12 protein-coding genes and 1 other RNA gene are annotated in these 14,820 nt (G+C 59.7%); 7 read left to right on the top strand and 6 right to left on the bottom strand.

All coding sequences use genetic code 11. The annotated features are described in order from the left end of the window. Positions 1-13 precede the first annotated feature (13 nt). Positions 14-1,570 carry a formate dehydrogenase beta subunit gene (locus EOS_RS01665; RefSeq protein ID WP_047844862.1) on the bottom strand — a complete coding sequence of 519 codons (1,557 nt, stop codon included), beginning with the start codon at positions 1,568-1,570 and terminating at the stop codon, positions 14-16. Beyond that, complete coding sequence (locus EOS_RS01660) at positions 1,567-2,058, bottom strand: NAD(P)H-dependent oxidoreductase subunit E (RefSeq protein WP_047844882.1); 492 nt, start codon at positions 2,056-2,058, stop codon at positions 1,567-1,569. Before EOS_RS01660 ends, EOS_RS01665 begins: the two co-directional genes overlap by 4 nt. Positions 2,059-2,196: 138 nt before the next feature. Between EOS_RS01660 and EOS_RS01655 the strand changes: the two genes are divergently transcribed. From EOS_RS01655 to EOS_RS01645, 3 genes are all read left to right on the top strand, one after another. After that, a complete protein-coding gene (locus tag EOS_RS01655) occupies positions 2,197-3,285 on the top strand; it encodes a substrate-binding domain-containing protein (protein WP_047844861.1) in 1,089 nt (362 codons plus the stop codon). A gap of 186 nt (positions 3,286-3,471) precedes the next feature. Then, positions 3,472-3,735, top strand: a complete 264-nt coding sequence (locus EOS_RS47855) for a hypothetical protein (RefSeq protein WP_075645270.1) — start codon at positions 3,472-3,474, stop codon at positions 3,733-3,735. 469 nt (positions 3,736-4,204) lie between these two features. Next, positions 4,205-5,281, top strand: a complete 1,077-nt coding sequence (locus EOS_RS01645; RefSeq protein WP_047844860.1) for a glycosyltransferase family 4 protein — start codon at positions 4,205-4,207, stop codon at positions 5,279-5,281. Positions 5,282-5,522: 241 nt separating this feature from the next. Here EOS_RS01645 and ssrA read toward each other — a convergent pair. From ssrA to ompA, 4 genes are all read right to left on the bottom strand, one after another. Then, positions 5,523-5,891, bottom strand: a transfer-messenger RNA (tmRNA) gene (gene ssrA, locus EOS_RS43915). A 72-nt stretch (positions 5,892-5,963) separates the two neighbouring features. After that, positions 5,964-6,680, bottom strand: coding sequence for a phosphoglycolate phosphatase (gene gph, locus EOS_RS01640; protein ID WP_047844880.1), 717 nt, complete (start codon positions 6,678-6,680; stop codon positions 5,964-5,966). A gap of 77 nt (positions 6,681-6,757) precedes the next feature. Then, positions 6,758-7,456 (bottom strand): bifunctional 2-polyprenyl-6-hydroxyphenol methylase/3-demethylubiquinol 3-O-methyltransferase UbiG, encoded by a 699-nt coding sequence (gene ubiG / locus EOS_RS01635; RefSeq protein WP_047844879.1) that lies wholly within the window; start codon positions 7,454-7,456, stop codon positions 6,758-6,760. 195 nt (positions 7,457-7,651) lie between these two features. Then, a complete protein-coding gene (ompA, locus tag EOS_RS01630; protein WP_047844859.1) occupies positions 7,652-8,305 on the bottom strand; it encodes an outer membrane protein OmpA in 654 nt (217 codons plus the stop codon). A gap of 655 nt (positions 8,306-8,960) precedes the next feature. On the opposite strand from ompA, the gene gyrA reads away from it, so the two are divergent. From gyrA to pheA, 4 genes are all read left to right on the top strand, one after another. Next, a complete protein-coding gene (gene gyrA / locus EOS_RS01625) occupies positions 8,961-11,657 on the top strand; it encodes a DNA gyrase subunit A (RefSeq protein WP_047844858.1) in 2,697 nt (898 codons plus the stop codon). A gap of 119 nt (positions 11,658-11,776) precedes the next feature. Continuing rightward, positions 11,777-12,382, top strand: coding sequence for a DUF2059 domain-containing protein (locus tag EOS_RS01620; RefSeq protein ID WP_047844878.1), 606 nt, complete (start codon positions 11,777-11,779; stop codon positions 12,380-12,382). A 200-nt stretch (positions 12,383-12,582) separates the two neighbouring features. Beyond that, a complete protein-coding gene (gene serC / locus EOS_RS01615) occupies positions 12,583-13,665 on the top strand; it encodes a 3-phosphoserine/phosphohydroxythreonine transaminase (RefSeq protein ID WP_047844877.1) in 1,083 nt (360 codons plus the stop codon). 66 nt (positions 13,666-13,731) lie between these two features. Next, a complete protein-coding gene (gene pheA, locus EOS_RS01610; protein WP_047844857.1) occupies positions 13,732-14,814 on the top strand; it encodes a prephenate dehydratase in 1,083 nt (360 codons plus the stop codon). The last annotated feature ends 6 nt before the right edge of the window (positions 14,815-14,820 follow it).

Below are 14,820 nucleotides of genomic sequence, written 5' to 3'. Positions count from 1 at the left end.
TTTTTGCTCCTTCTTAAGCCGCTTTCTGCGACGGCTTTTGCGAAAGACCGAAGTCTTCGGGGAAATGATCGAGTGCGGACAGCACCGGATACGGCGTCATGCCGCCCATGGCGCAGAGCGATCCGGAAACCATGGTGTCGCAGAGATCGCGCAGCAGCGTGACCTGTTTGGGCGAGGTATCGCCGGCACGGATCTTCGCGATGACTTCAACACCGCGCGTGGAACCGATACGGCACGGGGTGCACTTGCCGCACGATTCGACGGCGCAAAAGTGCATCGCGTACTGGGCGAGATCGGCGAGATTCGAGGTGTCGTCATGAATCACGATACCGCCATGTCCGACCACCGCGCCGACCGCCGCGTAGACTTCATAGTCCATGGGAATATCCCACTGGCTTTCCGGCAGATACGTGCCGAGCGGGCCACCGACTTGCGCCGCGCGCGCCGGCCGGCCGCTTGCCGTGCCGCCGCCATATTCATAGATCAGTTCACGCAAGGTCACGCCGAACGCCAGTTCCACAAGGCCGCCTTGCTTCACGTTGCCTGCTATCTGGAACGGCAGCGTGCCGCGCGAGCGGCCCATGCCGAAGTCGCGATAAAACGCCGCGCCCTTGGCGAAGATGATCGGTACGGTCGCCAAAGTAATGACGTTATTGATCACGGTCGGCTGACCGAACAAGCCGACGAGCGCAGGCACGGGCGGCTTCGCCCGGACCACGCCGCGTTTGCCTTCCAGCGATTCGAGCAGCGCCGTTTCCTCGCCGCAGACATACGAACCAGCGCCTTTGGCGACTTCGAGTTCGAACGCCTTGTCGCTGCCAAGCACGCTTGTGCCAAGCCAGCCGGCATTGCGTGCTTTATCGATCGCGCGAGTGAGCGTGGCGATCGAGTGCGGATATTCGCTGCGCACATAGATGTAGCCCTTCGTCGCCTTGGTCACGATCCCCGCAATGATCATCCCTTCGATCAACATATACGGGTCGCTTTCCATGACCAGCCGGTCAGAGAACGTGCCGGAATCGCCTTCGTCGGCGTTGCAGACGATGTACTTCTGCGGCGCCTTTGCCGCGCGTACCGTGCGCCATTTGATACCGGCCGGGAACGCCGCGCCGCCGCGTCCGCGCAAGCCCGATTCGAGCAACGCTTCGCAAGCAGCATCGCCGTCGGTTTCGAGTGCTTTGCGCAAACCTTCGAGGCCGCCATGCTTCACGTAGTCATCGGTGGAAAGCGGGTCCGTGATGCCAATGCGCGCGAACGTCAGGCGTTGCTGTTTGGCAAGCCAGGGCAGCGCATCGACCACACCGAGACGTTTCTCGTGCGCGCCGCCGTTTGCGAGATCGGCATCGAAGAGAGCGGCTACATCGTCTTCATCGACATTCGAATAACCGATGCGGCCTTGCGCCGTTTCCACTTCGACCAGCGGTTCGAGCCACAACATGCCGCGTGAACCGTTGCGCACGATCTCGACTTCAATACCGCGTTTCTGAGCTTCAGCCGCAACGGCAAGCGCGACGCGATCGGCGCCGAGCGCCAATGCCGACGAATCGCAGGGGACGTAGATGCGTGTCATACCAAGTCCTCCGCGCTCGCGCGTGCCGCTTCATAGAGCCGATCGAACTTCTGCGGCGTGACGCGCGCGTACAACTCGCCGTTGATGGTCATGGCCGGCGACAACGCGCATTGCCCGAGGCAATACACAGTTTCCAATTCAGTATCAGGCTGGTGACCGGAATCGAACTTGCATCCCGTATGCCCTTCGATATGCGCCGCCAGCGCCTCCGTTCCCATGCTCCGGCAGGCCTCGGCGCGACATAACTGCACGGTCACGCGTGCGGGCGGCTCGGAGCGGAAATGGTGGTAATAGGTGATCACGCCGTGCACTTCCGCGCGCGAAAGCGACATGGCCTGAGCGAGCGGGCCGATGACGTCGGCGGGAATGTAGCCGGCCTCGTCCTGAATGGCGTGCAGCACCGCGAGCAGCGACGCATCCTTTTTCAGATGACGCGCGACGCGCTCTTCGGGTGTGCCGGCCGGCTGATTCGGGGTGTTGTGGGACATCTGGATCATGGGGGAAGTCTCCATTGCTCGGCATATGTTTTATGAATGCATATATCGGTCTTATAATTGCAGCACCGAGCCCGTGATATGCAAGATACGAGGCTATCCGGCCGATGGCAATAGGAACTGAAGGTACATATGATCGATGTCGAATGCCGTACCGAACTCGTCCTGCGCGACGCGGCCGGCCGCGAAGCCAGTCTCAGCGCGGCCGTGCCGCTTTTGCTGCTGGTTTCGCAGACAGGCAGCATTGCGCAAGCTGCGTCGGCTAAGGGTTTGTCCTATCGGCACGCGTGGGGCCTATTGCGTGAAATTGAAACACGGCTGGGTGGCGCGCTGATTACGAAGTCGCGCGGACGCGGGTCGGTGCTCTCGGAACTCGGCGAGGCGGTGTTGCGGGCGCAGCGTTTATCGAACGAGCGGCTCGACGGGCCGCTTCAGGCTCTGGCGAGCGAAGTGGCCGGCGAGCTGAACCGGCGGCTGTCGCGCACGGTCGGCGAGATACGGATTCACGCATCGCACGGGTACGCGGTTGCGGCACTGGTGGGTGCGCTAGCCGCCAAGCGAATTCCCGCCGACATCAAATACCGCGAGAGCGCCGAAGCGGTGAGTGCGCTCGCGCGTGGCGAGTGCGAGCTGGCCGGTTTTCACTTGCCTATCGGTGAATTCCGCGCGAGTTGCGCCGAGATCTACCGGCCCTGGCTCGACGCGGGGCGGCATCGGCTGATTCATCTGACGCGGCGCACGCAGGGCCTGTTTCTGCCGAAAGGCAATCCGAAAGGCATACGCGGCTTGCACGATCTCGCCCGCGACGACATCCGCTTCGTCAATCGTCAGCCCGGATCGGGCACGCGTATGCTGTTGGACTTGGCGCTGCGCCAGATCGGCGTCGATCCCGCGACAATCAACGGCTACGCCACCGCAGAGCTCACCCATTCGGCTATCGCCGCGTTCGTCGCGAGCGGTATGGCCGATCTGGGTTTCGGCGTGCAGCCCGCGGCGCAACAGTTCGCGCTCGACTTCATCCCCGTTATAGACGAGGACTATTTGTTCGCGTGCGATCGCGACAAACTCGACGATGCCCGGCTCGGTGGCGTGCTTGAGATTTTGCGCAGCGACGCATTCCGTGACAGCGTCACGCATCTGGAAGGTTATGACCCGACTTTTTGTGGGCAACTGCTCGAACTCGAGTCGGCCCTCAGCGGGGCGACCGGAAACGAGCGGTAACTAAATCGAGGCTGTGCGTCCTGCTGATCCAAAGCCTTACGTTTAGAATTACGCTAACCTCATGGATAGCGGAGAAGGCCGGTGGATTTGCATGCGATGTGTTGATGTCGCTCATAAGCAGGATCCGGAATACGCCGCTGACCAAACGTTTAACCGATCACCGTTTTACTCACCGTTATTGCCGCCATGAAATTGCTTTTGAGCGTTGCCGCGTTGATCGCGTTCGTTGTTAGCGCCGTCGCCTTTGTGCCCGTCGCTTTTGCCCAGAATTCTCCCGGTGTTCCTGGCGGCATCCTGCAGGACCAGTTTCGCCTGAAAGAACATCCGCAGATGCAGTTTGCCGCTTCCGCGCCGTCCGATAAGTATCAGGACGGTGTATCGGCGAAGCGCAAGCGCGGGGATCTGGGCGATCCAAACGGCTGTAACTTGCAGTGTCCGAAGGATCAATAAGCGGCTCGACTCCCGATAGCGCAGCAGTCCAGACTCACGCTCGGCGGTTTTCATCGAAGCCGCCGATTTGCTTTCCATCATCTCAATCGTCACATCGCAGCAGCCAAAAGGCCGTCGAACCATCCGGCTTGTTTCGAGCAAACAGCGTTAACCCTGCCTTTTGGCCCCAACTTTCCGCCACGCCAGCGTCTGCCCGACGCGTTTTTCGGCTTAGCGTCTGTTACCACTCATTACCGACCGAATAATGCTACTTGATGGCGGCGTCCACGAGATGCGCTCGGGTATCTTATCGGTGCGTGCATTGAGCTGGTGCTCGATTTTGGACGCATCTATTTCTCATAAAAAACAATGAAGCGAGCTGCCGGCGCCCACGCCAGAGAAGCGTGTGACGCGGGGATGCGGATAAGCACTATCCGTATGACGGCACGGTCGCAAGGGACATTCGGAACGCCGAGGGGACGACAATCAAATGAGAATTCTTCAGGTCATTCTTGCACCCCGATTGTCCGGTGCCGAGGTGCTTGCAAAAGGTGTGGCCATTGGGCATCAGCAAGGCGGTCATGACGTTTGCATTACCTCGCTGATGCCGGAACACAACGATTTCGAGCATATCAGCGCCGAATTGCGCGCGAACAATGTTCTCTGTTTTTTCCCGCAGCGCGCGCTTGGCAAGATAGGCCGGCTGCTGTTCCTGCACCGCGCCATTCGTCGTTTCAAGCCCGACATTATCTTCGCGCACGCCACCATTCCGGCCTTGTATGTGCGTGCGTTGCCAACGCGCGTGCCGATCGTCTGGGTCATGCACTCCGGCGCCAATGACTTCGCTAACAACGCGCTGCTGTTCGCCGAGCGTTTGCTCTCGGGGCGGGCGAAGGCGGTGATCGGCGTGTCGCAGAAGAATATCGACGATTACGTGAAGGAAGTCGGCTCGCATCCCTCGATGATCGTGGTGCCGAACGGCGTCGATATCTCGCGTTTCGAGCAGGTGAGCGAGCCGCTGCCATCGACGGGATTCAGGCAGATTGTCCAGATCGGCCGGTATATCCCGGAGAAGAACCAGTTGCAGACTGTGCAGGCGTTTGCACGCGTTGCCGCAGCCGAGCCGGATGTGCGTCTGCTGCTGTGCGGCGTGATCGAAAACCTGGCCTATCACGCGGCCATCTTGAAACTCGTGGACGACCTGGGACTGACGGATCGTGTGAGGGTGATCGGGCCGCAGTCGAATGTCGCGGAGATTTTGCGCAGCTCGCACGCGTTCGCGATGCCGTCGAGTTTCGAGGCGCATAGCATCGGGTTCCTGGAAGCGCTGGCGTCGGGGATTCCTGTGGTGGGCAATGCGATTCCTTCGTTCGCGTTTGCCGACAATTTTCCGGGCGTCGAACTGCTCGATACCAGCGACGCCGATGCCTACGGCCGCGCGTTGCTCGAAGCGTTGTCGCAGCCGCGAGCCACGCGCCCGCTCAACGGTTTGACGTTGCAGAGCACGGCAGACCGTTATCTGGCGATTGCCTGCGATGTGCTCAACCCACGGGTGAGATTGAGTTAAGCAGGTTCAATTTGAGTCGATGTATTTGAGTCGATGTAAAGCGCGTCGCCGGGTTTCCGGCGGCGCGTTTTTGTTTGGTGCCGGGTTTTGAGCCTTAGACGCACATATCACTGCAGCGGCGAAGTTTCGATGGTCCGTAGTGCTTGGGTTTATCGTTCCACGCGCTCCAGGACAAAAACCCCCGCTGAGCCTTAAGGCACGCGGGGTTTTAGATGATCCGGCACAGGTCCGGATCGGCTATTGGTGGAGGCGGCGGGAATCGAACCCGCGTCCAGTAGCGCTCTACGACCAGTTCTACATACTTAGTTCTATCATTTGATTTAACCTGGCGACGCGGACGAACACGCTTCGCTTCGGCGATTCACTAAATTTTCGACCTTGGCGTCGTGACGCCGACAAGGCTTATCTGACGTATATGACCTCTCGCGGTATTGCTACCGGTCTTGCGACTCTAGTCCGTCAGTAAACTAGGGAGAGGCAGGCGGCCCTTAGGCTGCCAGTGCGAACGTTTCGTCGTTTGCAGTTACGTTTTTCCCATTGATTTACGAGGTGACGGGTCCTCGGTATGCCCTAGCCGCTTCGCAACCCCTGTCGAAACCAGGTCGCCCCCGAAGCATTAAGTATTATCTCACAGTTTCGTGCGGGATTTCGCCGGAGAGCGGGCCCCGGACGGTCGTGGCACTCACTGTACGTCCCGCAGCAGATGCTGCAATTCAATCGTCGTTTCCACCACGTGATCCGCGTGCCACCGGGTGGGCGGCAAGTCCTTCCCGCAGTAACCGTAGGCCGCGGCCACCGTGACCATGCCGGCCGCGAAACCGGCCTGGACGTCGCGCAGGTCGTCGCCGACGTACACCACGCGTTCCGGCTTCTCTTCCATCAGTTCCGCCGCATGCAGCAACGGCGCCGGATGCGGCTTCGAATGTGGGGTGGTATCGCCGCAGACGAGACACGCCGCGCGCTCGCCGAGTCCAAGCAGCGTCACCAGCGGTTCAGCCAGCCGCGTCACCTTGTTGGTCACGATGCCCCAGCGCACGCCGCGGGCATCCAACTGATCGAGCAATTCGTCGATACCTGGAAACAGCGTCGTCTCGATGCACAAATCTGCTTCATAGTTGGCGAGAAACTCCTCGCGCATGGACGCGTAATCGGGATGCTCCGGGCCGATCTCGAACGCGCCGCCCAACAGACCGCGCGCACCCGCCGACGCCAATGGCCGTAGGGTCTCGAGCGGCCGCATTTCGAGCCCGCGATCATGCCGCATCTTGTTGACGGCGGCGACGAGGTCGGGCGCAGTGTCGGCGATAGTGCCGTCGAGGTCGAACAAAATCGCGTGGCAGAGATTGAGCCGGGACTTGTCGATCTGGTGCTGGGGCAGGGGCGTCGGATCGTCGCTCATGAAAGTCCGTACAGGTTCGATGACGCTCGGAGGCGTGGGGTCGGCGTCACTGGGGCGATCGTTCATGTTTGTTCCCGTCAGGCTACGCGACGGCAAGCCATCAGGTAGTTGATGCTGGAGTCGTCGGAGAGACTGAAGCGCTTGCTGAGCGGCCGGTACGTGATCCCCTTGATTTCCACGATATCAAGTTGCGCAGAACGCACGAATTGCGCAAGTTCTGACGGCTTGATGAAGCGTGCGTAATCATGCGTGCCGCGTGGCAGCATCCGGGCGATATATTCTGCGCCAATGACCGCGAACAGATACGCCTTGGCATTGCGGTTGAGCGTGGAGAAAAACACCCAGCCGCCGGGTTTGACGAGCGTTGCGCACGCCTGGACGATCCCCGCCGGATCCGGCACGTGTTCAAGCATCTCCATGCACGTCACCACGTCATAGCTGCCGGGTTCTCGCGCCGCCAGTGCCTCAGCCGCGATCTCTTCGTATTCAACCTCGACGCCGCTTTCCAGGCTATGCAGATCGGCCACACCCAGCGCTCTCGATGACAAATCCACACCTTTCACCTTGGCGCCGCGAACGGCCATCGACTCAGACAGGATGCCGCCGCCACAGCCGATATCCAGTGCGCGCTTGCCCGACAAATGGGCATGTTTGTCGATCCAGTCGAGTCGCACAGGGTTGAGTTCGTGCAGCGGTTTGAATTCCGCATTCGGGTCCCACCAGCGATGAGCCAGCTCGCTGAATTTCTGAAGCTCGTGGGGATCGGCATTGATCATGTGCGGATAGCCTTGAAACATAAGGTCGAAAACATTCAAGCACCAAGTATATAGGCGGTCGCGAGAGCCGGTAAAACGAGGCACAGGCGAAGCCCGGTCGAGCAGGGGCCGCCGTGGCCTTGGGGCAAAGGCGCGCAGTGCATAAAAAAAGCCCCGCCGAAGCGGGGCTTTGATCCTGCGGCAATCAGTCGCTTATTACTGCGGCTGACGCGAGGTTCCAACAACTTCGACTTCCACGCGACGATCCGGTGCGAGGCAAGCGACAAGTTGCTTGTGGTTCTTCTGGTTGCAACCCGTGGTAACCGGGTTGCGCTTGCCCTTGCCTTCCGTATAGATACGGTTGGCTTCGATGCCCTTGCTGACCAAGTATGCCTTGACAGCTTGTGCACGACGCAGGGACAGGCGATCGTTGTATTTGTCCGAACCAATACGGTCCGTGTAACCCGTTGCGACCACGACTTCCAGGTTCAGGTCGCCAATCTTCGATGCGAGATCGTCAAGCTTAGCCTTACCAGCCGGCTTCAGGATGGCCTTGTCGAAGTCGAACAGAGCGTCAGCTTGGTACGTAACCTTCTGGCTTTGGATAACCGGAGCCGGTGCCGGTGCGACCGGCGGCTGCGGTGCCTGGGCGACCAGCGCGCCATCGCACTTTGCGTTGGCCGTTGCCGGGGTCCAGAACGCGTCACGCCAGCAAAGCTCGTTCGTGCCGTTCATCCACACGTATTCGCCCGTGCCGTTCACCCAGTTGTCATTGACTGCCTGACGCGAAGCCGGGACCGATTGCGCCATAGCCGATGCAGCCATAACTGCGGTAGCTGCAATGAACGCGAGCTTTGAAAGTTTATTCATATTTCTCCTCTCGAAATTGAGATTACCGCAGGTTTACTGCGAGCCTTGTTGACAAAGACAAGTCATACATTGCTCGAAGTATAACATTACCGCGGAACAAAACGCTGTGTGTAGACTTCGAGCAGTGTCTAACTTTGTGCGTTCGCATTTTGCCATATCGTTCCCTTGCAACGATAAAAATATCCCGGGCCCCCTGACGCCCGCAACCTTATGTGGTGCATGCGCAACAAGACGGGGCATGGGAATCGCAGGGTTTGATACGTGCCGAACATGCGCACAATGCGTGCCACCCCGGAACTTTTTCCAAAAACATCAATACATCTTTTTCGACGGTTTTGCGCGCGTAAATTGGCGGCGTCAAAACCCGTGAGGGCGAATGATAGCGGGTTAGTCTGACGTTTTCACTTTGTTCCGTGAGGGAATTTGTAAGCTTTCGCAACCATTTGCGTTCGCGCCCCCTGTAAAGGTTCCCGGCCACTCGCTCTAGTCACTCTATGTATACGCAGCGGTCCCGGGCGCGGATGCCGCGCATGTTAGAATCGCGTGATGCGTTGCGTTCGCAGCGCCGATGCCAAACGACGGTGAATCCGGGCAAAACGCCGCAAAAAAGGGCTTTTGTTCCGCGCCGGCGCCGCACAGTTCAAGACACGGATAAATGGATCAATTCGCCAAAGAGACCCTGCCAATCTCCCTCGAGGAGGAAATGCGCCGCTCATATCTCGATTACGCGATGAGCGTGATCGTGGGGCGAGCGCTCCCCGATGTCCGCGACGGCCTCAAGCCAGTCCACCGTCGCGCGCTTTATTCCATGCACGAACTGAACAACGACTGGAATCGCGCTTACAAGAAGTCGGCGCGTATCGTGGGCGACGTGATCGGTAAATATCACCCGCACGGTGACCAGTCGGTCTACGACACCATCGTCCGGATGGCGCAGCCTTTCTCGCTTCGCTACATGCTGGTCGACGGGCAGGGGAATTTCGGTTCGGTCGACGGCGACAACGCCGCGGCCATGCGTTACACCGAAATCCGCATGGCGAAGATTGGTCATGAGCTGCTGGCGGACATCGACAAGGAAACGGTCGACTTCGGTCCGAACTACGACGGCAGCGAAAGCGAGCCGCTGGTTCTGCCCGCGCGCATCCCCAATCTTCTGATTAATGGCTCGGCCGGTATCGCAGTGGGCATGGCGACGAACATTCCGCCGCACAACCTGCGCGAAATTGTCGATGCTTGCATGCATCTGCTGAACAATCCCGATACGACTATCGACGAACTGATCGAGATCGTTCCGGCCCCGGATTTCCCGACAGCCGGCGTGATCTACGGTGTCTCGGGCGTAAAGGACGGGTATCGAACGGGTCGCGGACGCGTTGTGATGCGCGCGACCACGCACTTCGAAGAGATCGACCGCGGCCAGCGGATGGCGATCATCGTCGACGAAATCCCGTATCAGGTGAACAAGCGCACGCTGCTCGAGCGCATTGCCGAGCTGGTGAACGAGAAGAAGATCGAAGGCATCTCGGACATCCGCGACGAATCCGACAAGAGCGGCATGCGCGTGGTGGTCGAGCTCAAGCGCGGCGAAGTGCCCGAAGTGGTGCTGAATAATCTGTACAAGATGACGCAGCTTCAGGACACGTTCGGCATCAACATGGTCGCGCTGGTCGACGGCCAGCCGCGCCTGCTGAACCTGAAGCAGATGCTGGAGTGTTTCCTGTCGCATCGGCGGGAAGTGCTCACGCGGCGCACTGTATACGAACTGCGCAAAGCGCGGGATCGCGGCCACGTGCTGGAAGGCCTGGCGGTGGCGCTGGCGAATATCGACGAATTCATCCGCATCATCAAGGCAGCGCCGACTCCGCCGATCGCGAAGCAGGACTTGATGAACAACGCCTGGGACTCGGAAATCGTGCGCGAAATGCTCTCGCGCGCGGAAACCGAGGAATCGGGCGGGCGTCAGGCGTATCGGCCAGAAGGGCTGAATCCGGCCTATGGCATGCAGGCCGATGGCTTGTACAAGCTGTCGGATGTCCAGGCGCAAGAAATTCTGCAGATGCGCCTGCAACGCTTGACCGGGCTCGAGCAGGACAAGATTGTCGGCGAGTACAAGGAAGTGATGGCGCAAATCGCCGACCTGCTCGACATCCTGGCGCGGCCGGCGCGGATTCGCGCGATTATCGTCGACGAACTGGCGTCAATTCGTGCCGAATTTGGTGACGACCGCCGTTCGCGCATCGAACTGAACGCAACCGAGCTGAACACCGAAGACCTGATCACGCCGCAGGAAATGGTCGTGACCATGTCGCACACGGGCTATGTAAAGTCGCAGCCGCTGTCGGAATACCGGGCGCAAAAGCGTGGTGGCCGCGGCAAGCAGGCCACGCAGATGAAGGAAGACGACTGGATCGACACGCTTTTCATCGCGAACACGCACGACCACATGCTGTGTTTCTCGAACCGCGGGCGTGTTTACTGGATCAAGGTCTACGAAGTGCCGCAGGGTTCGCGGAACTCGCGTGGCCGCCCGATCGTCAACATGTTCCCGCTGCAAGACGGCGAGAAGATCAACGTCGTGCTGCCGATCAAGGAATTTTCTGCAGACAAATACGTTTTCATGGCGACCTCGCTGGGTACCGTGAAGAAGACGCCGCTGGAAGCATTCAGCCGACCGTTGCGCAAGGGCATTATCGCGGTCGGTCTGGATGAGGGCGATTTCCTGATCGGTGCCGCGATTACTGACGGCCAGCATGACGTGATGCTGTTCTCGGATTCGGGCAAAGCCGTGCGTTTCGACGAAAACGACGTGCGCGCAATGGGTCGCGAAGCCCGTGGCGTGCGTGGCATGCAACTGGAAGAAGGGCAGCAGGTCATCGCGTTGCTGGTGGCGGGCGGCGAAAACCAGTCGGTGCTGACCGCGACCGAGAACGGCTTCGGCAAGCGCACGCCGATCGACGAATACACGCGTCACGGCCGTGGCACGAAGGGCATGATTGCTATCCAGACGTCGGAACGTAACGGCAAGGTGGTCGCCGCAACGCTCGTCGAGCCGGAGAGCGAGATCATGCTGATCACCAATACCGGCGTGCTGATCCGCACGCGGGTGTCGGAGATCCGTGAAATGGGCCGTGCAACTCAAGGTGTTACACTCATTAGCCTTGACGACGGCACCAAGCTGTCCGGCTTGCAGCATATTGCCGAGGCGGAAGTAGCAGTCGAGCTCGACGCCGATCTGGAAGGTGATGCGGGTGACGTCGACGAACCTCTGAACGGGTCATCGGCCGGTGACGCCGCTGATACGGGCGACAATCCGGGCGACACGTCGGAAGGCGATGAGGACAGCACGTCCTGACCGATTGTTCGCGACCAGCGCCTGTTCTGTTTCTGAAAGCTTGAATGGATAAGCTGCGCGGCTTGAGCACGTGCCGAGTCGCGCGGCGATGGGAACAAAAATTTTTTAAGGGAGTAATGATGCAAAAACAGTTTAAACAATGGATGTTGCTGGCTGCTTTGGTACCGGCTTTCGCATCGGCTCAATCGCTCCAGAGCCAAGCGACGACGCCGGCTGCAGATGCAGCCACAGCGGCACCGGATCCGGCGAAGCAAGCTGCGATCAAGGACCTGCTGGATGCAATCGACGCGCAAAAGCTCGTCGGCGCCATTGGTAACAGTGCACAAATGCAGTCGAAGCAACTGGTTCCGGCCATCCTGTCCGACGCTTTGAGCGAAAACAAGACCCTGAACGACAAGCAGAAGCAAGCGGCCGTTCCTCAGCTCCAGAAGGACACGGTACCGAAGCTGGTGGATTCCGCTGGTCAAGTCTTCGCGACCGACTCGTTCCGTCAAGACGCCATGCAGGCACAGTACGACGCGTATGCGAAGTACTACACCACGGCTGAAATCAAAGACCTGACGACGTTCTACAAGAGCCCGACGGGTCGCAAGTTCATCCAGGTTCAGGACCAAGTTGGTCGTGACGTGGTGAACGGTCTGATGCAGAAATACATGCCACAATCGATCAAGGCCACCCGCGCGCAAGCGGACAAGGAAGTGGCTGCTGTCAAGCCGGGCAAGTAAGCCAGGCTGCCGAAACCCGCCGCCGCTCATGTGGCTGAAGTACGCGGCTGTAGTTTGGCGGGTTTATGGGACAGTGCGATAATGGCTGTTTGCGTTCAGACGCAAACAGCCATTTGTTTTTTGTGGCGCGGTTCAGGTGTTATTCAGCTTTTCTCGTCGGCGTTCTCCGTGTGCGTCCGGCTTTTCGGGGTGTTTATCAGATGCGCGTGTTCAATTTCTCCGCTGGTCCTGCAGCAATGCCCGAAGAAGTGCTCCGTCAAGCCGCCGACGAAATGCTCGACTGGCACGGCAGCGGCATGAGCGTGATGGAAATGAGCCATCGCGGGGCTGAATTCATGTCGATACATGAAGCCGCGCTCACCGACCTTCGCGACCTGCTGAAAGTGCCCGCGTCGCACAGGATCTTGTTCCTGCAGGGTGGGGGCATAGGCGAGAACGCGATCGTGCCGCTGAACATGCTCGGGGCGCGTAAAACTGCGGACTTTGTGGTGACCGGTTCGTGGTCGCAAAAATCGTTCAAGGAAGCGCAGAAGTACGGCACGCCGCACATTGCTGCAAACGGCAAGACGGCGCAGGGTTTCACGCACGTGCCGAAGATCGACGAATGGCATCTTTCCGACGATCCCGCCTACGTCCATATCTGCACGAACGAAACCATCGACGGTGTTGAGACCTTCGAGATTCCCGATCTCGGTTCGATCCCGCTGGTCGCCGACGCGTCATCGCACATTCTTTCCCGCCCGATGGACATCGCGAAATACGGCGTGCTGTTTGGCGGCGCGCAGAAGAACATCGGCATGGCGGGCGTGACGGTCGTGATCGTGCGCGAAGATCTGCTTGATCGCGCGCTTGCCATCTGCCCGTCGGCGTTCGAATGGAAGACCGTCGCCGAGAACAATTCCATGTACAACACGCCGCCCACGTACGCGATCTACATCGCCGGCCTGGTGTTCAAGTGGCTGAAAAAACAGGGCGGCCTGGAAGCGATGGAAGCCCGCAGCATCGAGAAGTCGACGCTGTTGTACGACACCATCGACGCCAGCAGTTTCTATCTGAACAAAGTCGAGCGCCAGTCGCGCTCGAGGATGAACGTACCGTTTTTTCTCGCCGACGAAACCCGCAACGAAGCATTCCTGGCCGGCGCGAAAGCGCGCGGCCTGCTGCAGCTGAAAGGCCACAAGTCGGTCGGCGGCATGCGCGCGTCCATCTATAACGCAGTGCCGCTCGAAGCGGTGAAGACGCTCGTCGAGTATATGAAGGAATTCGAGCAGGCCAGTGCCTGAGCCCAGGCCTCGCCTCCCATCCGATGCTTGGCGCGCCAAGCCGGATCGACTCATCTCATACAACGCATGGACGACGACCTTAATTCTCGACTCATACCGCTGCGCGAACGCATCGATGCGCTCGACGCGCAGCTCATCGCGCTCCTGAACCAGCGTGCCGCCGTGGCGCTCGAAGTGGGCGAGGTGAAGAAGCATTTCAACGCGCCGGTGTTTCGTCCCGAGCGCGAAATGCAGGTCATCGCGCGGCTTCAGGAGATGAGCGAAGGGCCGCTTGGCGGAGATCACATCAGCTCGATCTGGCGCGAGATCATGGCTGCGAGCCGCGCGCTGGAACAAACGCTGCGCGCCGCGTATCTCGGTCCGGTCGGGACCTACAGCGAGCAGGCGATGTTCGAGTATTTCGGACATTCCATCGAAGGCGTGCCGTGTCCTTCCATCGACGAAGTGTTTCGCTCGGTTGAAGCCGGCGCCGCTGAATTCGGCGTGGTGCCGGTCGAGAATTCAGCGGAGGGCGCGGTATCGCGGACGCTGGATTTGTTGTTGCAAACGTCGCTGGTGATCAGCGGCGAACTGGCTTTGCCGATCCACCACAATTTGCTCACCGCATCCGGCACGCTCAAGGGCGTCACGCGCGTGTTCGCGCATCCGCAAGCCCTCGCACAATGCCAGCACTGGCTCACCGCGAACGCGCCTACTTTGGAGCGTCAGGCGGTATCGAGTAATGCGGAAGCGGCGCGGCTTGCGGTTGGCGATCCGACTATTGCGGCTATCGCGGGCGATCGTGCGGCCACGCACTACGGCCTTGGCGTGGTGAGCGCGCTGATCCAGGACGACCCGCACAACCGCACGCGCTTCGTGATGATCGGTAAAGAGCGCACGGGTGTGAGCGGATACGACCAGACGTCGCTGATTGTGTCGGTGGCGAACGAGCCGGGCGCGTTGCTGAAATTGCTGGAACCGCTGGCGCGTCACGGGGTATCGATGACCCGTTTTGAATCGCGTCCGGCGCGTGTCGGCACGTGGGAATACTACTTTTATATCGACGTGGAAGGTCATCGCGACGACGCGCCGGTTGCCGCCGCGCTCGAAGAACTGGGCAAAAAAGCGGAGTTCCTCAAGATCCTCGGCTCGTATGCGCGCGCTCGTTGAGTTGAG

This window comes from Caballeronia mineralivorans PML1(12) (assembly GCF_001028175.1).
Classification (GTDB): Bacteria; Pseudomonadota; Gammaproteobacteria; order Burkholderiales; family Burkholderiaceae; genus Caballeronia; species Caballeronia mineralivorans.
The sequence above is the reverse complement of the archived record's forward strand: the minus strand, read 5'-3'. Positions and strand labels throughout refer to the sequence as shown.

Coding starts and splice junctions, on each gene's coding strand:
- ubiG (WP_047844879.1), bottom strand. CDS start 7,456: ATGATCAATGCCGATCCCCACGAGCTTCAGAAATTCAGCGAGCTGGCT.
- gyrA (WP_047844858.1), top strand. CDS start 8,961: ATGGATCAATTCGCCAAAGAGACCCTGCCAATCTCCCTCGAGGAGGAA.
- EOS_RS01655 (WP_047844861.1), top strand. CDS start 2,197: ATGATCGATGTCGAATGCCGTACCGAACTCGTCCTGCGCGACGCGGCC.
- gph (WP_047844880.1), bottom strand. CDS start 6,680: ATGAGCGACGATCCGACGCCCCTGCCCCAGCACCAGATCGACAAGTCC.
- serC (WP_047844877.1), top strand. CDS start 12,583: ATGCGCGTGTTCAATTTCTCCGCTGGTCCTGCAGCAATGCCCGAAGAA.
- EOS_RS01665 (WP_047844862.1), bottom strand. CDS start 1,570: ATGACACGCATCTACGTCCCCTGCGATTCGTCGGCATTGGCGCTCGGC.
- pheA (WP_047844857.1), top strand. CDS start 13,732: ATGGACGACGACCTTAATTCTCGACTCATACCGCTGCGCGAACGCATC.
- EOS_RS47855 (WP_075645270.1), top strand. CDS start 3,472: ATGAAATTGCTTTTGAGCGTTGCCGCGTTGATCGCGTTCGTTGTTAGC.
- ompA (WP_047844859.1), bottom strand. CDS start 8,305: ATGAATAAACTTTCAAAGCTCGCGTTCATTGCAGCTACCGCAGTTATG.
- EOS_RS01620 (WP_047844878.1), top strand. CDS start 11,777: ATGCAAAAACAGTTTAAACAATGGATGTTGCTGGCTGCTTTGGTACCG.
- EOS_RS01660 (WP_047844882.1), bottom strand. CDS start 2,058: ATGTCCCACAACACCCCGAATCAGCCGGCCGGCACACCCGAAGAGCGC.
- EOS_RS01645 (WP_047844860.1), top strand. CDS start 4,205: ATGAGAATTCTTCAGGTCATTCTTGCACCCCGATTGTCCGGTGCCGAG.